General features: G+C 61.8%; 11 protein-coding genes. 6 read left to right on the top strand and 5 right to left on the bottom strand.

Annotation, left to right across the window (positions count from 1 at the left end):
- Positions 1 to 37 precede the first annotated feature (37 nt).
- From BLL38_RS13265 to BLL38_RS13275, 3 genes are read right to left on the bottom strand one after another with little or no spacing between them, the layout of a single operon-like run.
- Entirely contained in the window at positions 38 to 1393 is a 1356-nt protein-coding gene (locus tag BLL38_RS13265) for an HlyD family type I secretion periplasmic adaptor subunit (RefSeq protein WP_076962999.1), read from the bottom strand.
- Positions 1394 to 1403: 10 nt separating this feature from the next.
- Positions 1404 to 3563 carry a type I secretion system permease/ATPase gene (locus tag BLL38_RS13270; RefSeq protein WP_076963000.1) on the bottom strand — a complete coding sequence of 720 codons (2160 nt, stop codon included), beginning with the start codon at positions 3561 to 3563 and terminating at the stop codon, positions 1404 to 1406.
- 22 nt (positions 3564 to 3585) lie between these two features.
- On the bottom strand, positions 3586 to 4944 hold the full coding sequence (locus BLL38_RS13275) for a TolC family outer membrane protein (RefSeq protein ID WP_076963001.1): 1359 nt from the start codon (positions 4942 to 4944) through the stop codon (positions 3586 to 3588).
- Between the two features lie 477 nt (positions 4945 to 5421).
- On the opposite strand from BLL38_RS13275, the gene BLL38_RS13280 reads away from it, so the two are divergent.
- The 6 genes from BLL38_RS13280 (at position 5422) to BLL38_RS13305 (ending at position 21111) form a co-directional block, all read left to right on the top strand.
- A complete protein-coding gene (locus tag BLL38_RS13280; protein ID WP_076963002.1) occupies positions 5422 to 14775 on the top strand; it encodes a retention module-containing protein in 9354 nt (3117 codons plus the stop codon).
- A 148-nt stretch (positions 14776 to 14923) separates the two neighbouring features.
- Positions 14924 to 15826 carry a cysteine synthase CysM gene (gene cysM, locus BLL38_RS13285; RefSeq protein WP_076963003.1) on the top strand — a complete coding sequence of 301 codons (903 nt, stop codon included), beginning with the start codon at positions 14924 to 14926 and terminating at the stop codon, positions 15824 to 15826.
- Positions 15826 to 17178 (top strand): 23S rRNA (uracil(1939)-C(5))-methyltransferase RlmD, encoded by a 1353-nt coding sequence (gene rlmD, locus BLL38_RS13290; protein WP_076963004.1) that lies wholly within the window; start codon positions 15826 to 15828, stop codon positions 17176 to 17178. The genes cysM and rlmD overlap by 1 nt, the downstream gene beginning before the upstream one ends.
- Before the next feature lie 120 nt (positions 17179 to 17298).
- Positions 17299 to 19542 (top strand): GTP diphosphokinase, encoded by a 2244-nt coding sequence (gene relA / locus BLL38_RS13295; protein ID WP_038446847.1) that lies wholly within the window; start codon positions 17299 to 17301, stop codon positions 19540 to 19542.
- A 164-nt stretch (positions 19543 to 19706) separates the two neighbouring features.
- The gene (gene mazG, locus BLL38_RS13300; protein ID WP_076963005.1) at positions 19707 to 20540 is read left to right on the top strand and encodes a nucleoside triphosphate pyrophosphohydrolase; all 834 of its coding nucleotides are present in this window, start codon (positions 19707 to 19709) and stop codon (positions 20538 to 20540) included.
- A 25-nt stretch (positions 20541 to 20565) separates the two neighbouring features.
- Positions 20566 to 21111 (top strand): DUF2058 domain-containing protein, encoded by a 546-nt coding sequence (locus tag BLL38_RS13305; RefSeq protein WP_076963006.1) that lies wholly within the window; start codon positions 20566 to 20568, stop codon positions 21109 to 21111.
- 94 nt (positions 21112 to 21205) lie between these two features.
- On the opposite strand, the gene BLL38_RS13310 is transcribed toward BLL38_RS13305, so the two are convergent.
- Both BLL38_RS13310 and BLL38_RS13315 read right to left on the bottom strand, forming a co-directional pair.
- Complete coding sequence (locus tag BLL38_RS13310; RefSeq protein ID WP_076963007.1) at positions 21206 to 21394, bottom strand: hypothetical protein; 189 nt, start codon at positions 21392 to 21394, stop codon at positions 21206 to 21208.
- 343 nt (positions 21395 to 21737) lie between these two features.
- The gene (locus tag BLL38_RS13315) at positions 21738 to 22451 is read right to left on the bottom strand and encodes a DUF3108 domain-containing protein (protein ID WP_076963008.1); all 714 of its coding nucleotides are present in this window, start codon (positions 22449 to 22451) and stop codon (positions 21738 to 21740) included.
- Positions 22452 to 22453: the final 2 nt, after the last annotated feature.

Below are 22453 nucleotides of genomic sequence, written 5' to 3' on the forward strand. Positions count from 1 at the left end.
AGCCGGCTTGCCGGCGATGGCGCCCGCCCAAACACCGCTAACGCTCACGCATCGCCTCCGTCCGTGCCTTCAACACCGGCTTGAGCAAGTAATCCAACACGCTTTTCTCCCCGGTAATAATATCCACCGTCGCCACCATCCCCGGGATGATCAGCAGCGGTTTTTTCTCCCCGCCCAGATGGTTCTTATCGGTGCGCACCTGGATCAGGTAGAAGCTGTTGCCCTTGTCGTCGGTAATCGTATCGGCACCGATCAGCTCCAGTTTCGCCGCCAGCCCGCCGTAGATGGTGTAGTCATAGGCACTGAACTTGACCATCGCCTTTTGCCCCGGATGCAAGAACGCCACGTCCTGGGGCCGTACTTTGGCCTCGATCAGCAGGTTGTCTTCCAGCGGAACGATTTCCACCATGTCGCTGCCCGGCTGGACCACGCCGCCGATGGTGTTGACCTTCAATTGCTTGATCACCCCGTGCACCGGGGAGACCACGGTGGTGCGGCTGACGCGGTCATCGATGGCGATGCTCGAGGCGGTGATTTTTGACAGGTCGGTGCGTTTTTCGTTGAGTTCCTTGGCCGCTTCCGAGCGGAAGCTTTGCACCGACTCGTCGATTTTGCTCTTGATCTCATTGATCGCCGATTCCGCCCGGGGGATCGCCAGGGTGGTGGCGTTCAGCGAGCCACGGATCTCCACGGCGCTGCGTTTGAGGCGCAGGATTTCCACCGGCGACACCGCGCCGGTGCCCACCAGCGGCGCCGACATGTTCATCTCTTGTTGCAGCAGCGCCAGGCTGGAGCTGAATTGGCCCTGCTTGGAACGGAACTCCGCCAGCTCCTGGGTTTTCTGCCGCAATTGTTCACTCAAGGTCCGTTGCTCGCTGCTCAAGCGCCGCTGGCGTTGTTCAAACAGTGAGCGCTCGTCTTCAGCCACTTGCGGAGCCTTGGCGATGACTTCATCGGACAGTTTGAACGGCCGCCCCTCGGCCTCGGCCGACAGGCGTTCGACCTGGGCGGTGAGGGCATACCGGTCGACTTCGCTTTCGCCCTTGTTCGAGCGGAACCGCGTGTCGTCCAGTTGCAGCAGTTTGTCGCCCTTGTCCACCATTTGCCCTTCGCGCACGTAGATCTGGGTGACGATGCCGCCCTCCAGGTTCTGGATCACCTGCACTTTGCTCGACGGGATGGCCTTGCCTTCGCCCATGGTCACTTCATCGAGCACGGCAAAGTTGGCCCACAGCAGGGCGCAGATGATCAGGCCGGCGGTCAGCCACACGATAATCCGTGAACGGCGCGGCGAGTCCTGCAGCGCAGCGCCCGCCAGTTCGGGCATGAATTCGCTGTCGGCGGTTTTGCCAAAACTCTTGAAATAACCCGATGACGCGGGAGTGCCTGACATGGTGGGGCTCCTAGACGGCGGCCGAGCCGACACGGCCCTTGCGCAGAGCATCGATCACACTTTCTTTGGGGCCGTCGGCCACGATGCGGCCGTTGTCCAGCACGATCAGGCGGTCGACCAGGCTGAGCATCGAGGTGCGGTGCGTGACCAGCAGCAATGTCTTGCCCCTGACCCATAGCTCCAGGCGCTGGCGCAGGGTTTCTTCGCTGCTGTTGTCCATGGCGCTGGTGGGCTCGTCCAGCAACAGGATCGGCGGGTCGAGCAGCAGCGCGCGGGCCAGCAACACCGCCTGGCGCTGGCCGCCGGAAAGCAGTTGCCCGCGCTCGCCCACCGGCCGGTCGAAGCCTTGGGGGTGCTGGCGGGCCAGTTCGCTGACGCCAGTCAGTTCGGCCACTTCGAGCATCCGCGCATCGCTGATATAGCGCGCGCCCAGGGTCAGGTTATCGCGCAGGCTGCCGGCCAACAGCGGCAGATCATGGGCCACATAACCCACTTGCTGGCGCAGGTCGGCCACATCCAGTTGGCGCAGGTCGAGGCCATCAAGCAGCAGCTGGCCTTCTTCTGGCGCGTAAAAGCCCATCACCAGCCGGCCCAGGGTGCTTTTGCCCGAGCCGCTGCGGCCGATAATCCCCACGCGCTCGCCGGCCTTGAGCTGGAAACTGACCTGGCTCAGGGCCGGGGCGTTTTGCCCGGCGTAGCGGAAGGTGACCTGGCTGACTTCCAGGGCGCCGCTCAGTTGTGTGCGTTCCAGTGGGCGCTGCTGCGGGTCGCGCTCCTGGGGCAGGGCCATCAGCGCATCGGTGCTGCGCATGGTCAATTGCGCCTGCTGGTAGCGGGTGATCAACCCGGCGATCTGCCCCAGCGGCGCTAATACCCGGCTGCCGAGCATGTAGGTGGCCACCAGCGCGCCGACACTGAGGCTGCCGGCGATGATGCTGTACACCCCGGCAACAATGGTCGCCATCCCGGAAAACTGCTGGATGAACAGCGTGCCATTGGTGGCCAGCGCCGAGAGGTTGCGCGCATGGCTGTCGAGGCGGGTGAGGGCGCCATGGGTGCTTTCCCACTGGTGCTGGCGCTCGCTTTCGGCGCTGCAGGCCTTGAGGGTTTCCAGGCCGCTGAGGGTTTCGATCAATAGCGCCTGGCGTTCGGCGCCCAGGCTCAGGCTTTTTTGCACGGTGTCGCGCAGGCGCGCCTGGATCAGCATCGCAAAGCCGATGGTCAGCGGGAACGCACACAAAGGGATGATCACCAGCCAGCCGCCGAGCAGGCCGATCACCACCAGCATCAGCACGGCGAAGGGCAGATCGATCAGGCTGGTGAGGGTCACGGCGGTGAGGAATTCGCGCAGGCCCTGGAAGTCATGGATGCTCTGGGCAAAACCGCCGATGGTCGCGGGGCGTGCTTTCATCGACATACCGGTGATGCGCTCAAACAGGGTCGCCGACAGGATCACGTCGGTCTTCTTGCCGGCGGTGTCCAGCAGATGGGCACGCACCACCCGCAGCACCAGCTCGAAGCCCGTGCCGATCAGCAGGCCGATCACCAGTACCCACAAGGTCGAGATGGCCTGGTTCGGCACCACGCGGTCGTAGGTCTGCATGACGAACAGCGGCACCATCAGGCCCAGCAGGTTGATCAGTAAACTGGCGAGAATCGCGTCGCTGTACAGCCAGCGCGACAGCTTCAGGGTGTCGCGAAACCACGCCTCGACCCGCGGCACCAGCGGCGCACGCAGGTCTTCGATCTCGTGGCGGGGCCGGGCGAACAGGGCCTGGCCGCTGTAGGCCGCTTCGAGCTCCTCGCGGCTGACCCACTGTTCGCCGCCTTCGGCTTCGCTGGGCAGGATCAGCGCCTGGCCATCCTCGCCCCAGCGCCGCAGCACCGCGCAGCGGCCGGCGTTGAGCAGCAGCAGTACCGGCAGGTTCAGCGCCGAGATGGCCTTTAAGTCCCGGCGCAAGACCCGCGCCTGCAAGCTGGCCCGGGCCGCTGCCCGTGGCAGCAAGTCCAGGCCCAGGCGTTGCTCTGCCAAGGGCAGGCCGGCGCTCAGGCTGGAACGGCTGACGGTACGGCCGTGCAGCTTGCACAGGATCAGCAGGCCGTCGAGCAATGGGTCATCAAAGCTCTGGCGCGGGTCGACACCCGGGTTCAGCGGTTCCATCTGGCTCACGGCGATCGGCTCCAGGTCGTGGCTACTTCAGGTCAGGCAGGTGGGCTTCGCTTTTGACTTCCGACTGGGCAATGGCTTCGGCCGGCACCACCACGCGCTCCTTGTTCAGCAGCTCGCCCATGTTGGCCAGCACGCGGTACATGGAGAACTCTTCGGTGTAGCGCACTTCGGTGTAGCGCCGATTGGCGTTGTACAGCTCGTTTTCACTGTCCAAAAGGTCCAGCAGGGTGCGTTGGCCCAGGCCGAACTGGTCCTGGTAGGCCGCACGTACGCGTTGGGTGGTCTCGGCGTATTCGCGGGCGGTGGGGGTCTGGATGCGCGCGTTGTCCATGGCGTGCCAGGCCAGGTTGAGGTTCTCGTTGAGCATGCGCAGGGCGTTGTTGCGGATGTCCATGGCCTGGTTGATCTTGTGCGAGTCCGACGCCAGGCGGGCTTTGTCGCTGCCGCCACGGAACAGGTTGTAGTTCATTACCACACCCACCCGCCATTCGTTGTCGTGGCCAAGGTCGCCCTGCACATTGTTATTGGCGCCCACCGCCGCCTCGGCATCGAAGCGTGGATAGAACGGCGACTTGGCCACTTCGTATTGGCTCTCGGCGGCCATCACATCCGATTGCGCGGATTTCAGGTAGGGGTTGTTCTCCAGCATGCTGCGCCGGGCGCCGAGTTGGTCGCTGGGCAGCTCGCCCTTGATCGAGGCCGGGCTTTCCAGTTCGTCCGGCATGCGCCCGACCACGCTGTAGAAGTTCGATTCGGCGTCTTGCAGGTCGACCATGGCGGTCTGGTAGTTGTTATCTGCCAGGGCCCGACGGGCGGTGGACTGGTCGCGGTCGGCGGTGCTGCCGATGCCGCGCTCGGTACGCAGGCCGATCTGGTCGGTGACGCGCAGGTGCGCCTGCAGGTTGTTCTTGGCCAGGGTCAGCAGGTCGCGGCGCTTGAGCACTTCCAGGTACACCTCGACGGTGCGCAGGGCCAGGCTTTCGGCGGTGCCACGGGTGTAGTAGGCACGGGAGTTGACCACCGCCCCGGTGCGCTGCACTTCGTTGGAGGTGTTGAAACCGTCGAACAGCATCTGGCGCAGGCGCAGTTCCGACTGGGTGTAGTTGTCGGTCTCGGTGTGGTGGTTGCCGCCCCGGGCGCGGGTGCTGCTGTTGTCGCTGTAGCCGCGGCCGTAGGCGGCATTGAGATCGAGGCTGGGGTAGAAGCCGCCTTTGGCGACTTTTACATCTTCATCGGCCGAAAGCCGGCTGTTACGGCTGGCATTGAGTTCCGGGTGAGTGTCCAGCGTGCTTTGGATCGCTTGGGTCAACGACATCGCTTGGGTATTGGCGCATGCCATGGCGATCAGAATCGCGCTGCAGAGGGGGGTCAAGACGCGCATGGGTACTTCTCCCTGTAGTCAGTGTTACTGGTCTGTCGCCATTTATTTGACGAATTTATGGGGTCAAACCGTCTCAGGCTTGTAACAACAGAGCTAAGAACATTTGCGAGAGGAGCTAAGAAGGATTTCTCATAATATTTATGTCCAAAAAAACTTATGCGTTCGGCGCGAAGCAATACATTGTTCAAAGCGTAAGCCTTGAGTTATGTGCGCTTTGGCGCGTTTTTCGGCTCGGGGAAAGTTCAATCGCAAGTGCAGGCGGAGGAAGGGGGAGCGGAAAAAAGGGGAATTTACAGGTGACGGTTTTTTGTCGCTTGCCCCCTTGGGAGGCTCTCTGTAACCGGGTCGAGGCGTGGATGGGTAACTGATTTGAATCGGTTTTGTGCCACGTTCAATGACCGGCCGGGCATCTGATCCACTGCACTTGTGCACGTAACCGAGGTGCCGACTACTGGGGTCGGACAGGGAGATAAGCACATGGCCAAGTTAATCGGTGTTGTCAGCAAGGTGGTTGGGGAAGTCTTTGCCGTGGCCGGGGATGGCAGCCGCCGTAGCCTGATCGAAGGCGACCGACTGTTTGCCGGCGAGCAACTGCAGACCGGCGCAGCCGGTGCGGTAGCGGTGCAATTGACCAACGGCCAGGAGCTGACCTTGGGGCGCGACAGCAGCCTGGGTCTTTCCCCGCAACTGCTGGCCGGCCAGGCGCCGCAGATTCATGCCTCGGAAGATCTCGCCGCGAGCCAGGCGCAGTTGACCGATGTGCAGCAACTGCAAAAAGCCATTGCCGCAGGGGCCGACCCAACCCAGACCGCCGAAGCCACGGCCGCCGGCCAGGCCGGCAGCACGGCGGCGGGTGAATTGGGCGGTGGGCACTCCTTTGTGCTGCTGACTGAAGTCGCCGGGCGGGTGGAGCCGGTTATCGGCTTTCCCACGGCAGGGTTTGGCGCGATTCCTGAGTTTCCGTTGTTCCAGGTCGCCGGCCAGCCAGATACCGGCAACGACCAGCCCGTGGTGGTGCCCCCCGACAACCCGGTGAGCCTGGGCGGGCTGGAGGTCGAAGGCGGCGAACTGACGCTCAACGAGGCCCATCTTGCCCAAGGTTCGGCCAGCAACCCGGTGGCACTGGTGCAAAGCGGCACCTTCAACGTCTCGGCGCCCGATGGCCTGCAAAGCCTGACGGTGGGCGGCATCAACGTGGTCAGCGGCGGGGTGGCCAGCAGCTTCCCGCAAAGCATTACCACCGGGTTGGGCAATACCTTGAGTATTACCGGGTATAACGCGACCACCGGGGTGATCAGCTACAGCTACACATTGACGGGCAATGAGGCCCATCCGTCGGGTGCCGGCACCAACAGCCTCGGCGAAAATTTTGCGGTGGTTGCCACCGATAGCGACAACGATACCGCCACGGGTTCGCTGGATATCACGGTTATCGACGATGTCCCCAAGGCGGTGGCTGACAGCCATGAAGGCAGCGCATCGGAAAGCCTGCTGAGCCTTGTCGGCAACGTCCTGGACAACGACACCCAGGGCGCCGACCGCGTCGCCAGTGGCCCGATCACCGGTGGTACATTCACCGGCCAATACGGCACCCTGGTGCTGGCGGCCGATGGCAGCTACACCTACACGCTGAACTCCGCCGACCCTGATTTTGTCGCGCTGCACGGCGGCGGCAATGGCAGCGAAACCTTCACCTACACCCTGACCGACGCCGATGGCGACAGCAGCACCGCCAACCTGGTGCTGCACGTGCACAACAACGACGACCCGGTGGTGATCGGTGGCATCAGCGTGAATGGTGCCGACCTGACCCTCTATGAAAAAAACCTGGTGGATGGCAGCAGCCCCGACGCTGGCGCACTGACCCGCACCGGCAGCCTGAGCGTGTCGGCCGTGGACGGTTTGCAGAACCTGTCCGTGGGCGGTATCAGCGTGATGTCCGGCGGTGTTGTCGTCGGCTTCCCGCAATCGATCGCCACCGGCCTGGGCAATACCCTGACCATCACCGGCTTTGACCCGGCCACCGGGGTGGTCGGCTACAGCTACACCCTGACCGGCACCGAGGCGCATCCCGCGGCGGGTGGGGTAAATGCGCTGACCGAAAGCTTCAATGTGATCGCCAGCGATACCAACAACAGCACGGCCACTGGCACGCTGCATATCAGCGTGGTGGACGATGTTCCGGCAGCCGCCGATGACAGCAATGGGCAAGTGGCGTCTGAAAGCCTGCTGACCCTGAGCGGCAGCGTCCTGGGCAATGACGTGCAAGGTGCGGATCGGGTGGTATCCGGGCCGGTCACGCCGAACACCATCATCGGCACCTACGGCACATTGCAGTTATTTGCCGATGGCAGCTATGTCTACACCCTGGATAAGACTGATCCGCAGTTCATGGCCCTGAATGGCGGTGGCAGCGGCACTGAAACCTTCACCTATCAACTGAACGACAGCGACGGCGATACCAGCACCGCCAACCTCGTCTTGCAGGTGCATAACAACGACGATCCGGTAGTGTTGACGGGCCTTGAAGTGAATGGTGGCGAGGTCACGGTCTACGAGAAAAACCTGCCGCTGGGCAGTGCTATCGACGGGCCTGCATTAACCCAATCCGGCACCTTCACCGTGACTGCCTTGGACGGCTTGAAAAACCTGACTGTGGGCGGTATCAGCGTCGTCAGCAACGGCGTCGCCGCGACCTTCCCACAGTCGGAACCCACTGGCTTGGGCAACACCCTGACCATCACCGGCTATAACGCCAGCACCGGCGTAATCAGCTACAGCTATACCCTCAATGGCACCGACAGCCATCCAGCGGGCGCGGGCACCAATAGCATCGGCGAGTCGTTCACGGTGACCGCTACTGACAACGACAACAGCACCACCAGCGGTTCACTGGACGTGAACGTGGTCGACGATGTACCGACCGCAGTCGATGACAGCAATGGACAAGTGGCGTCTGAAAGCCTGCTGACCCTGAGCGGCACGGTGTTGGCCAATGATGTGCAAGGTGCGGATCGGGTGGTATCCGGGCCGGTCACGCCGAACACCATCATCGGCACCTACGGCACATTGCAGTTATTTGCCGATGGCAGCTATGTCTACACCCTGGACAAGACTGATCCGCAGTTCATGGCCCTGAATGGCGGTGGCAACGGCACTGAGACTTTCACTTATCAATTGAATGACAGTGATGGCGATACCAGCACCGCCAACCTCATCTTGCAGGTGCATAACAACGACGACCCGGTGGTATTGACGGGTCTTGAAGTGAATGGTGGGGAAGTCACCGTCTACGAGAAAAACCTACCGTTGGGCAGCGCTATCGATGGGCCTGCGTTAACCCAATCCGGCACCTTTACCGTGACTGCCTTGGATGGCTTGAAAAACCTGACTGTGGGCGGCATCAACGTCGTCAGCAACGGCGTCGCCGCCACTTTTCCGCAGTCGGAACCCACTGGCTTGGGCAACACCCTGACCATCACCGGCTACAACGCCAGCACCGGCGTGATCAGCTACAGCTATACCCTCAATGGCACCGATAGCCATCCATCGGGCGCGGGCACCAATAGCATCAGCGAGTCGTTCACGGTGACCGCTACTGACAACGACAACAGCACCGCCAGCGGTTCTTTGGACGTGAATGTGGTCGACGATGTGCCAAAAGCCGTCGATGACAATCCTGCTGGTACTGCCTCCGAAAGTCTGCTCATCCTCAGCGGCAGCGTCCTGGGCAATGACGTGCAAGGCGCCGACCGCATTGCCACGGGCCCGGTAACGCCGAGCACTATTGTCGGTACCTACGGCACCCTGCAACTGTTCACCGATGGCAGCTACATCTACACCCTGGACAAGACCGACCCACAATTTGTCGCCCTGAATGGCGGTGGCAGCGGCACTGAAACCTTCACCTATCAACTGAACGACAGCGATGGGGATACCAGCACCGCCAACCTTGTCTTGCAGGTGCATAACAACGACGACCCGGTGGTGTTGACGGGCCTTGAGGTGAATGGTGGCGAGGTCACGGTCTACGAGAAAAACCTGCCGCTGGGCAGTGCTATCGACGGGCCTGCATTAACCCAATCCGGCACCTTCATCGTAACCGCACTGGACGGCCTGAAAAACCTGACTGTGGGTGGTATCAGCGTCGTCAGCAACGGCGTCGCCGCTACGTTTCCGCAGTCGGAACCCACTGGCTTGGGCAACACCCTGACCATCACCGGCTACAACGCCAGCACCGGCGTAATCAGCTACAGCTATACCCTCAATGGCACCGACAGCCATCCAGCGGGCGCGGGCACCAATAGCATCGGCGAGTCGTTCACGGTGACCGCTATCGACAACGACAACAGCACCGCCAGCGGTTCACTGGACGTGAACGTGGTCGACGATGTACCGACCGCAGTCGATGACAGCAATGGACAAGTGGCGTCTGAAAGCCTGCTGACCCTGAGCGGCAGCGTCCTGGGCAATGACGTGCAAGGCGCGGATCGGGTGGTATCCGGGCCGGTCACGCCGAACACCATCATCGGCACCTACGGCACCCTGCAACTGTTCACCGATGGCAGCTACATCTACACCCTGGATAAGACTGATCCGCAGTTCATGGCCCTGAATGGCGGTGGCAGCGGCACTGAAACCTTCACCTATCAACTGAACGACAGCGACGGCGATACCAGCACCGCCAACCTTGTCTTGCAGGTGCATAACAACGACGACCCGGTGGTGTTGACGGGCCTTGAAGTGAATGGTGGCGAGGTCACGGTCTACGAGAAAAACCTGCCGCTGGGCAGTGCTATCGACGGGGCTGCATTAACCCAATCCAGCACCTTCATCGTAACCGCACTGGATGGCCTGAAAAACCTGACTGTGGGCGGCATCAACGTCGTCAGCAACGGCGTCGCCGCCACTTTTCCGCAGTCGGAACCTACTGGCTTGGGCAACACCCTGACCATCACCGGCTACAACGCCAGCACCAGCGTAATCAGCTACAGCTATACCCTCAATGGCACCGACAGCCATCCATCGGGCGCAGGCACCAATAGCATCAGCGAGTCGTTCACGGTGGTCGCCACCGACAACGACAACAGCACCGCCAGCGGTTCTTTGGACGTGAATGTGGTCGACGATGTACCGACTGCAGTCGATGACAGCAATGGACAAGTGGCGTCTGAAAGCTTGCTGACCCTGAGCGGCACGGTGTTGGCCAATGATGTGCAAGGTGCGGATCGGGTGGTATCCGGGCCGGTCACGCCGAACACCATCATCGGCACCTACGGCACATTGCAGTTATTTGCCGATGGCAGCTATGTCTACACCCTGGATAAGACTGATCCGCAGTTTATGGCCCTGAATGGCGGTGGCAGCGGGACTGAAACCTTCACCTATCAACTGAACGACAGCGATGGGGATACCAGCACCGCCAACCTTGTCTTGCAGGTGCATAACAACGACGACCCGGTGGTGTTGACGGGCCTTGAGGTGAATGGCGGCGAGGTCACGGTCTACGAGAAAAACCTGCCGCTGGGCAGTGCTATCGACGGGGCTGCATTAACCCAATCCAGCACCTTTACTGTGACCGCCTTGGACGGCCTGAAAAACCTGACTGTGGGTGGTATCAGCGTCGTCAGCAACGGCGTCGCCGCTACGTTTCCGCAGTCGGAACCCACTGGCTTGGGCAACACCCTGACCATCACCGGCTACAACGCCAGCACCGGTGTAATCAGCTACAGCTATACCCTCAATGGCACCGATAGCCATCCATCGGGCGCGGGCACCAATAGCATCAGCGAGTCGTTCACGGTGGTCGCCACCGACAACGACAACAGCAGCGCCAATGGCTCGCTGGACGTGAATGTGGTCGACGATGTACCGACCGCAGTCGATGACAGCAATGGACAAGTGGCCTCTGAAAGCTTGCTGACCCTGAGCGGCAGCGTGCTGGGCAACGATGTGCAAGGCGCCGACCGCATCGCCACAGGCCCGGTCACGCCGAACACCATCATCGGCACCTATGGCACCCTGCAACTGTTTGCCGATGGCAGCTACATCTACACCCTGGACAAGACTGATCCACAATTTATCGCCCTTCACGGCGGGGGTAACGGTACCGAGACCTTCACCTATCAGTTGAACGACAGCGACGGCGATACCAGCACCGCCAAGCTGGTGCTACAGGTACACAACAACAACGACCCGGTAGTGCTGACCGGCCTGGATCTCACCGGCGGCGAGTTGACCGTCTATGAAAAAAACCTGTTCGACGGCAGCAACCCGAATATCCCCGCACTGACCCAGACCGGCACCTTCACGGTCACCGCCCTGGACGGTTTGAAAAACCTCACGGTCGGCGGCTTGAACGTGGTGACCAACGGCGTGGTTGCCACCTTCCCGCTGTCGGAAGGCACCCTGCTGGGCAATAACTTTGTTGTTACCGGCTACGACCCCAACACCGGGGTGGTCAGTTACCGCTACACCTTGCTCGACAATGAAGCACACCCCAATGCCAACGGCGACAACAGCCTGTCCGAGCACATTACGGTCACGGCCAGCGATTACGACACCCATACGGCCACGGGCACGATCGATATCAACATCATCGATGACCTGCCCACCGCCAACCCTGACGTGCGCTCGGTGGTAGAAGGCGGTGTGGTCAGCGCCAATGTGCTGGGCAATGACGTGGGCGGCGCCGATAGCCCCACGTTGGCCGGCGCGGTGGTCGGGGTGCGGGCGGGGAGCAATACCGGCACCCCGGCCAGTGGTGGCCTGGGCAGCAATATCAACGGGGCTTTCGGTTACCTGACCCTGGATGCGAACGGCAACGCCGTGTACCACAGCAACCCCAACTCGGTGACGCCACCAGGCGCGACGGATACATTCGTGTATACCGTGCGTGATGCCGACGGAGATATCAGCACCACGACCCTGACCATTACGCTGACCGACAGTGGCCTGAAAGCGCTGACCGATGGCGATGTCACGGTCTACGAAAAAGCCCTGGACCTTAACCTGGACGGCCAGGACCTGGCGCCTGGCACGGTGGTCGGCAGCGACCCGACGGCCACCACGGAAACCGCCAGCGGCAACCTCGCAGATTCGGTAACCGGCGGCAGTGGCCCGCTAAGTTTCAGTCTGGTGGGCAGTGCTACTGGCACCTACGGGCAGATCCTGCTCAACCCCAACGGCACCTACACCTACACCCTGACCTCGGCACCCAAGACCTTGCCCAATAGCAACGATGGGCCGAATGTGCTGACCGAGACCTTCACCTACAAGGTCACGGACCTGTTGGGCAATACCGCCAACAGCAGCATCGTGGTGAGCATTGTCGATGACGTGCCCAACGTGGTGTCCAGCGCGCGTGAGGTCACGGCGACGGAGGTGGATTCCAACCTGCTGCTGATCATCGATATCTCCGGCAGCATGAACGACGCGTCAGGGGCCGGCGGTACGCGGCTCGACCTGGCCAAGGCCTCCATCACCGAGTTGCTCAACCGTTATGACGACATGGGCGATGTGAAGGTGCAGATCGTGACCTTCAATGACAGCTCCCAGCAATTGAGCAGCCAATGGGTCAGCGTCGCCACGGCCAAGACCCTGGTCAACGGCCTTACCGCGTTCAACGGCACCAACTACGATTCGGCCCTCGGCACCGCACAGACCGCCTATGGCACCGCCGGCAAGCTGGAGGGCGCGCAGAACGTGGCGTATTTCTTCTCGGACGGTAACCCCACCACGTCCAACACCAATAACCCGAACAACCCCGGCAACGTGGTCAACCCGGAATACGGCGACGGGATCGACGTTACTGAAGAAGGTGTATGGCGGGCCTTCCTCGACGCCAACGGCATCAAGGCCTATGCCATTGGCCTGGGCGCGGGGGTCAACAGCATTTACCTGGACCCGGTGGCCTACGACGGCAGCACCCACACCAACACCAACGCGGTGGTGGTGGCCAACTTGGCGGGCCTGGACGCGGTGCTGGCCGGCACGGTACAGGGCGCACCGGTCACCGGCAGTCTGCTGACGGACGGCACATTTGGCGCCGATGGCGGCTTCGTCAAATCCCTTGCGGTGGATGGGATCGTCTACACCTACAACCCGGCGGCGGGGGGCTCGATGAGTGCCAACCTGCCGGGCGGCCACGGTACGTTCGATACGCTGAGCAACAGTGTCACCATCACCACCAACCAGGGCGGCACGCTGGTGGTGGACATGGACAACGGCGAGTTCCGCTACACCCCGCCGACGCTGACGGGGTCGCTGATCACCGAAACCTTCGGCGTGACCGTCAGCGACAACGACGGCGATCTCGCCACCTCCAGCCTGGTGGTCAAGGTCAACCCGAACGTGGCACCGGTGGCCGGTGATGATCATGTGATCACCAATATCCTGGCGGGCAATATTGTGGTGCCTGCCGAGTTGTTGCTGGCCAATGACAGCGATGCCAACCATGACACCCTGACGCCTGTGCCCACCAGTTTTGCAACGGGCTGGATGGTCAAGGGGGGCAGCTTTACCGGGACGGGCAGCCGCACGTTCAACGGCCAACCGGATAATTTCGCCAACCAGAACCTGGCGGATGTGCGCACAGCCTTCATGGGCGCCACGGGCATGACCGCTACGCTGCTGGTCACCGGCTATCTGGGCATGGTCAGTGGCAGCAATGCTAACGATGAAGACCGCATCATCGTCACCCTGCATCAGGGGGAAACCCTGAACCTGAACCATAACCTGACGGACACGCGCATGGTCATGGCGTACTCCTTCAATGGTGGCAGCGAAACCCCGATCCTCGATAACGGCACCTTTACGGCAGGGGCGACGGGCGAGTACCAGATCCATCTCACCAACGTCCCCAACCCCACCGGGAATGCCAATGCCGTCGAAAACTACCAGTTGACCATGACCATCAACTACGCCGGCGCCCAGGACTACACGCCGCAATACCACGGCAATTACGCGGTCAGCGACAACCACGGTGGCAGTGACAGCGCCGCCGTGGACATCAGCTACCAGGCCGGCAGCACCCTGACCGGCACCAATGGCGATGACATCCTCATGGCCGGGCCGGGCAGCAACCTCCTCAATGGCGGGGATGGCAACGATGTACTGAGCGCCGGCACCGGCAATAACCAGATGCACGGCGGCAATGGCAATGACCTGCTGTTCAGCGGGATCGGCAACGACCTGCTCGATGGCGGGGCGGGCATCGATACCGTCAGCTATGCCCATGCCACGGCAGGCGTGACCGTCAACCTTGGCCTGGGGGGCGCGCAAGTCACCGGCGGCGCCGGCACCGATACCTTGCAGGCCCTGGAAAACCTGATCGGCTCCAACTTCAATGATGTGCTCACCGGCGACGGCAATAACAACCTGATCTCCGGCGGGCTGGGCAATGACACCCTCAAGGGCGAGGGCGGCGATGACCTCCTGGTCGGCGGCCCGGGCACCAACACCCTGACTGGCGGCCCTGGCGCCGATACCTTCCAGTACCTGGCCGGCAATAGTGGGCACGACGTCATTACCGACTTTACGGTGGGCAGCGACAAGCTGGACCTCTCGCAGTTGCTGCTGGGGGAGAACGCGACATCGGCGTCCCTGGATGACTATCTGCACTTCAAGGTGCTGGGCGGTATGACCACTATCGACATCAGCGCCGTGGCCGGTGCCACGCCGACCCAGACCCTCGACCTGGCCGGGGTCAACCTGGCGACCCACTACGGTGTGACACCGGGCGTGGGTGGGTTGATTGCGGGTGGGGCGGATACGGCGACGATCATCAATGGGATGTTGAATGACCATTCGTTGAAGGTGGATACGGTCTGATGACAGCGGCAAGCTGCAAGTTGTCAGCGTCAAGCTTGCCGCTTGCAGCTTATAACTTGCAGCTATAAGAACCGCGAATTGCGTGATATGGCCCGCCAGCGTTTGCCGGTATGATAGGCGCCCCCGCAGCCTGGATTGCGAATACGCCATGACCTTGCAATACCCCACCATCGCCGATTGCGTCGGCAACACCCCCCTGGTCCGCTTGCAACGCATGGCGGGTAACACCAGCAATACCTTGCTGCTCAAGCTTGAGGGTAATAACCCGGCAGGCTCGGTCAAGGATCGCCCGGCGCTGTCGATGATCGCCCGCGCCGAGCTGCGTGGGCAGATCAAGCCGGGTGACACCCTGATCGAAGCCACTTCCGGCAATACCGGGATTGCCCTGGCCATGGCTGCCGCGATCAAGGGCTACAAAATGATCCTGATCATGCCCGACAGCGGCAGCGCCGAGCGCAAGGCGGCGATGACCGCCTATGGCGCCGAGCTGGTGCTGGTGACCCAGCAAGAGGGCATGGAAGGCGCGCGCGATCTGGCCGAGCGCATGGCCGCCGAAGGCCGTGGCCAGGTCCTGGACCAGTTCGCCAACGCGGACAACCCCGAGTCGCACTACACCAGCACCGGCCCGGAGATCTGGCGCCAGACCCAGGGCACCATCACCCATTTCGTCAGCTCCATGGGCACCACCGGCACCATCATGGGCAACTCGCGCTACCTCAAGGAGCAGAACCCGGCGATCCAGATCGTTGGCCTGCAACCGATGGACGGCGCGGCGATCCCGGGGATCCGTCGCTGGCCCGAAGAGTATCTGCCCAAGATCTATAACGCCGCCCGCGTCGATCGCATCATCGACATGGCCCAGCGCGAAGCCGAAGACACCACCCGCCGCCTGGCCCGTGAAGAAGGCATCTTCTGTGGCGTGTCCTCCGGTGGTGCCGTGGCCGGCATGTTGCGCCTGTCTGCAGAACTGGAAAACGCGGTGATCGTCGCGATCATCTGTGACCGAGGCGACCGCTACCTGTCGACCGGCATTTTCGACGCGCCCAACTGATGGCCAAGCAAGAGCGAGGCCTGCGTTTCCAGCCTACGGGCGGCAGCCGGGCGCCCCAAGTCCCGGTCGGCAAGAAGCAACGCCTGACCATCGAGCGCCTGGCCAACGATGGCCGGGGGATCGTGTTTTTTGAAGGTCGCACCTGGTTTGTGGTGGGCGCCCTGGCCGGCGAAGAGGTCGAGGCGCGGGTGCTGGGGGCCCATGGCAAAGTGGTCGAGGCCCGCACCGAACGGGTGTTCCAGGCCAGCGAACTGCGCCGCCCGGCGCCGTGCGCCCATGCCGGCCGTTGTGGCGGTTGCAGCCTGCAACACCTGCCCCATGCCGAACAGCTTGCCCTGAAACAGCGCATGCTCGCCGAGCAATTGTCCCGTGTCGCCGGGGTCGAGCCCCAGGAATGGGCGGCGCCGTTGAGCGGCCCCGAGTTCGGCTACCGCCGCCGGGCGCGGGTCGCCGTGCGCTGGGACGCCAAGGCCAAGCGCCTGGATGTGGGCTTTCGCGCCGTGGCCAGCCAGGACATCGTGGCCATCGACGATTGCCCGGTGCTGGTACAGGCCTTGCAACCGATCATGCAGCGCCTGCCCAACATGCTGCGGCGCCTGAGCAAGCCTCAGGCCCTGGGGCATGTCGAGTTGTTCAGTGGCTCGTCGATTGCCGTGTTGCTGCGGCATATGGCGCCGCTGTCGGACGCCGACCTGGTGGTGCTGCAAGAATTCTGCGCATTCCATGACGCCCAGCTGTGGCTGCATGGCGAAGGCGAGCCGCAGCCGTTCGCGGCCGGGCAGGCCTTGGGCTATCGTCTTGAGCAGTGGGACCTGGAACTGGCTTACCGGCCAGGGGATTTTGTGCAGGTCAATGCCGGGGTCAACGAGGCGATGGTGGCCCAGGCCCTGGACTGGCTGGCACCGCGCGCCGACGAACGGGTGCTGGACCTGTTCTGCGGCCTGGGCAACTTTGCCTTGCCCCTGGCGGGCCAGGTGCGTGAAGTGGTGGCGGTAGAAGGCGTGCAGGCCATGGTGGATCGCGCGGCCGTCAACGCCCTCAGCAATAATCTGCATAATGTGCAGTTTTTTCAGGCTGATTTGTCCCAGCCTTTGAGTGATGCGCCATGGGCCAAAGCAGGCTTTTGTGCGGTACTCTTGGACCCACCTCGCGACGGTGCCCTGGAGGTTGTGCGCAAGCTGGCCACTCTGGGGGCTGAGCGCCTGGTGTATGTGTCCTGCAACCCTGCCACGCTGGCGCGGGACACTGTCGAGTTGGTCAAGCAAGGCTACCGGCTAAAACGTGCCGGGATCCTCGATATGTTTCCGCAAACTGCGCATGTCGAGGCGATGGCGTTATTTGAGGCGAGCTAGGATGCTCGTTTAGTCCGACTGGCCTGCGTTCTCCAGGGCCTGTGACCTGCCAGGGAGTTCGCGTTACAAGGGTCAGCGATTTTGACGCGCTACAGGCGCGTCGTAGGGAAGGTAAGCAAGATGGTACAGGTGAGAGCACACCAGCCGATCAACACCGACGGCAGTATCAATCTCGAGGCATGGCTGGATCATGCCGTCAGTGTCGATCCGGCACTGGACCGTGAAGCCTTGAAAGCCGCCTGCGAGTTCGCTCGCGAGGCAGAACAGCAAGACAATGCGGCCAAGAACCTGTGGGCCGAAGGCACCTCCAGTTTTCGCACCGGGCTTGAAATCGCCGAGATCCTCGCCGACCTCAAGCTGGATCAGGACTCGCTGATCGCCGCGGTGCTCTATCGCGGCGTGCGCGAAGGGCATATTGCGTTGCCCCTGGTCAGCCAGCGGTTCGGCGCGGTGGTGGCCAAGCTGATCGACGGCGTGCTGCGCATGGCGGCCATCAGCGCCAGCCTCAGCCCGCGCCAGTCGATGGTGCTGGGCACCCAGGGCCAGGTGGAAAACCTGCGCAAGATGCTGGTGGCGATGGTCGACGACGTACGCGTGGCGCTGATCAAGCTGGCCGAACGCACCTGTGCGATCCGTGCGGTGAAAACCGCCGATGACGAAAAGCGCAACCGCGTCGCCCGCGAGGTCTTCGATATCTACGCGCCCCTGGCCCACCGCCTGGGGATTGGCCATATCAAGTGGGAGCTGGAGGACCTGTCCTTCCGCTACCTGGAACCCGATCAATACAAACAGATCGCCACCCTGCTGCATGAGCGGCGGCTGGACCGTGAGCGCTTTATCAGCGATGTGATGGGCCAGTTGCGCTCGGAGTTGCAGGCCACCGGTGTCGAAGCCGATATCAGCGGCCGGGCCAAGCACATCTATTCGATCTGGCGCAAAATGCAGCGCAAGGGCCTGGCCTTCAGCCAGATCTACGACGTGCGCGCCGTGCGTGTGCTGGTGCCGGAAATGCGCGATTGCTACACCGCGCTGGGCATCGTCCACACCCTGTGGCGGCATATTCCCAAGGAATTCGACGACTACATCGCCAACCCCAAGGAAAACGGCTACCGCTCGCTGCACACCGCGGTGATCGGCCCCGAGGGCAAGGTGCTGGAAGTGCAGATCCGCACCCATGCCATGCACGAGGAAGCCGAGCTGGGCGTTTGCGCGCACTGGCGCTACAAGGGCACCGACGTCAAGGCCGGTTCCAACCAGTACGAAGAGAAAATCTCCTGGCTGCGCCAGGTACTGGAGTGGCACGAAGAACTGGGCGATATCGGCGGCCTGGCCGAACAGTTGCGGGTGGATATCGAGCCCGACCGGGTCTATATCTTCACCCCCGACGGCCACGCCATCGACTTGCCCAAGGGCGCGACGCCGCTGGACTTCGCCTACCGCGTGCACACCGAGATCGGCCACAACTGCCGTGGCGCCAAGATCAACGGGCGCATCGTGCCGCTCAACTACAGCCTGCAGACCGGTGAACAGGTCGAGATCATCACCAGCAAGCACGGCACGCCGAGCCGCGATTGGCTGAACCCGAACCTGGGCTACATCACCACGTCGCGGGCGCGGGCGAAGATTGTCCACTGGTTCAAGCTGCAGGCGCGGGACCAGAACGTCGCCGCCGGCAAGACCTTGCTCGAACGCGAACTGGGGCGCCTGGGCCTGCCCCAGGTGGACTTCGACAAGTTGGCCGAAAAAGCCAATATGAAGATTGCCGAAGACATGTTCGCCGCCCTTGGTGCCGGCGACCTGCGCCTGGCGCAACTGGTCAACCTGGCCCAGCAGTTGGTGGAGCCGGAGCGCGGCAGCGAGCAACTGGAGCTGATCCCACGCAAGGCCACCGGCTACAAGCCGGGCAAGCGCGGCGATATCCAGATCCAGGGCGTGGGCAACCTGATGACCCAGATGGCCGGCTGCTGCCAGCCGTTGCCGGGCGACGCCATTGTCGGCTACATCACCCAGGGCCGTGGGGTGAGCATTCACCGCCAGGATTGTGCCTCGGTGTTGCAACTGGGCGGGCGCGAGCCGGAGCGGATCATCCAGGTCAGTTGGGGCCCGGTGCCGGTGCTCACCTACCCGGTGGACATCATCATCCGCGCCTACGACCGCTCGGGGTTGCTGCGGGATGTCTCGCAGGTGCTGCTCAACGAGCGGATCAACGTCCTGGCGGTCAACACCCGCTCGAACAAGGAGGACAACACGGCGCTGATGTCCCTGACCATCGAGATCCCGGGGCTGGACGCATTGGGGCGGTTGCTGGGGCGTATCTCCCAGTTGCCGAACATCATCGAGACCCGGCGTAACCGCACGCCATGAAGCGCTGGATCAGCGCAGTTTAAAATGTGGGAGCGGGCTTGTGTGGGAGCGGGCTTGCTCGCGATAGCATCACCTCGGTATACCAGATAGACCGAGTTGCCTGCATCGCGAGCAAGCCCGCTCCCACATTTGATCTTCAGCGCTCCCCGAACAGAGATTGACCGATGTATTCACTTGAAGACCTGCTACACCTGATGAACCGCCTGCGTGACCCGCAGTACGGTTGCCCGTGGGACATCAAGCAAACCTACGCCAGTATCGTGCCCCACACCCTGGAAGAAGCCTACGAAGTCGCCGACGCCATCGAGCGTGGGGATTTCGACCATCTGCAAGGCGAGTTGGGCGACCTGTTGTTCCAGGTGGTGTATTACAGCCAACTGGCCCGGGAAGAAGGGCGCTTCGAGTTCGCCGGGGTGGTCGACAGCATCACCCGCAAGCTGATTCGCCGCCATCCCCATGTGTTTCCCACTGGCGACCTGTATGCGCCGCTGGATATCCCGCAACTGAGCGAAGAACAGGTCAAGGAACGCTGGGAAGCCATCAAGGCAGAGGAGCGCGCAGAAAAATCCGACGCCCCACAGCAACTGTCCCTGCTCGATGACGTGCCCAACGCCTTGCCGTCCCTGTCCCGCGCCGCCAAGTTGCAAAAACGCGCGAGCCAGGTCGGTTTCGACTGGCCAGCGGCGTTGCCGGTGGTGGATAACGTGCGTGAAGAGCTCGATGAGGTGCTCGAAGCGATGGCCGATAACGATTCGGTGGCCATCGCTGAAGAGGTCGGTGACCTGCTGTTTGCAGCGGTCAACCTGGCTCGGCACCTCAAGGTGGACCCGGAAACCGCCCTGCGCGGTGCCAATGCCAAATTCGAAAGGCGATTCCGATTTATCGAACAGGCATTGCGCGACACCCACCGTCCCATGGAAGATTGCACCCTCGAAGAGTTGGACGCCCTGTGGGGCGAAGCCAAACGCCAGGAAAAGAATGTGTCCAACTGCGGTTGAGCAGTTGCCTAAGTGAGTAAGCACCATGAGCATTTCCCTTCGCGACCAGTTGCTCAAAGCAGGCCTGGTCAATCAGAAGCAGGCCAAGCAGGTCGGCAAAGACAAGCAGAAGCAGCAGCGCCTGGTTCACAAAGGCCAGGCCCAGGCCGATGACACCCAGCAGCGCCTGGCCCTGGAAGCGCAGGCCGAGAAGGTCAAGCGCGACCAGGAGCTCAACCGCCAGCAGCAGGAAAAGGTCGAGGCCAAGGCCCGTGCCGCGCAGGTCAAGCAATTGATCGAAACCTCGCGCCTGCCCAAGTTGACCACCGAGGACTACTACAACTTCGTGGACGACAAGAAGGTCAAGCGCCTGTCGGTCAATACCTTGATGCGCAACAAGCTGAGCAACGGCTCGTTGGCGATTGTCCATCACGGCGGCGGTTACGAAGTCATCCCACGGGAGGCCGCGCTGAAAATCCAGGAGCGCGCGCCTGAGCGTATCGTGCAGATGAACATCCTCACCGAGGCCCAGGTGCCGGATGAAGATGATCCGTACGCCGCTTATCAGATCCCTGACGATCTGATGTGGTAAGGCGTTAAAAACAACAAACCCCGCTCAAAAGGCGGGGTTTGTGTTTATAGACACTGCGGCTGCGTGGGCCGGGTGGCTATGGGATTTCAGCTGTTCAGGAACTTGATGCCTGGCGTCTCGTTTCAAGGGTTTCGAGCTCGTTTTTATAATTATGAGCGTCGCACTCATTGTGAAACATGCCGACCAGTAGGTCTTGCTGATGCACATCCCAGATATGAATCCCATGGCCCAGGGCCTCGTGGGACATATGGGCATCGTCGCGTTCAGTTACTTTTACAGTCATCTGCTTGCTCCAGTCTCTGGTTGATCTGCGGCAAGGCGTCGCAGGCCTTTGTTATATATTTTGTTAGCTTGCTAAGTAAACTGACTTTGCGTGCAACAATTCATTGCAGTAAACGCAACAATGCTCCAGGCCACGTAAGCCGCGACATTGCGCCACAGGGGCTGGGATTTTATGAAAAATGTTTCATATTCGAGCAAGGCTTTGGCCTTGTGCCGGGCCTCCCACCTTGGAGTGCGCTCACTTGTGGGAGCTGGCTTGCCTGCGATAGCGCCAGTCGTCTCACCACAAACTTCAGGCGAAAAAAAGCCCCGCATTCAGCGAGGCTCTTTCAATCAGCTAACGATCAGCTGCCTTTCACAACCTTGCCGTTGACCGTGCCGTCCAACAGCATGATGTTGTATTCCTTGCCGTCGGTTTCGACTTGCTGCAGGCGAACCAGCAGGTAGTCCCAGTCCTTGGCAAACCACATCACGGTGGTACGTTTGCTTTGTGTCGGGTCGCGCACGCGTTCAACCTTGATGGCGTCGATCTTGCCGGCCTTGGTATCGACTTTCTCGGCACCCAGCACGCGGAAGTCATAGGTGTCGACTTCACCATCATCCACCACCTGGTAGCTCATGGTTTTCTTGCCGGCGGCCACATCATGCTGCAGGGCCAACTGGTAGGTGGATTTGTCGACCATGCCGCGGTTCAGCGGGATCTTCACCGCATCACCGCGATCGGTGCCGGTGACCATCTTGGCGGTCCAATCGAAGTCCAGGTCGGCTTTCTTGGCTTTACCCAGCCCACCCCGTTCAAAGTGGTAGGACTGTGGCAGCAAAGTATCCTTGTCCAGGGTCAAGGTGCTGGTTTCGGTCAGGCTGGCGATCATCATCGAGGCCTTGAAGCTGAGCTTCCAGGTACCGTCGGCGTTTTTTTCCAGGCTGCGTTCCGCGGTGCCGCTCATGGGCAACTGCTTCCAGTCGGCGGTGTAGCTGGCGGAGAAAGGCTGAAGGTCTGCCGCGTGCACGGCAGGCAGGGCAAACAGAGCAAAAGCGAAGAGCAGGGCGCGACGCATAA

This window comes from Pseudomonas gessardii, assembly GCF_001983165.1.
GTDB lineage: Bacteria > Pseudomonadota > Gammaproteobacteria > Pseudomonadales > Pseudomonadaceae > Aquipseudomonas > Aquipseudomonas gessardii.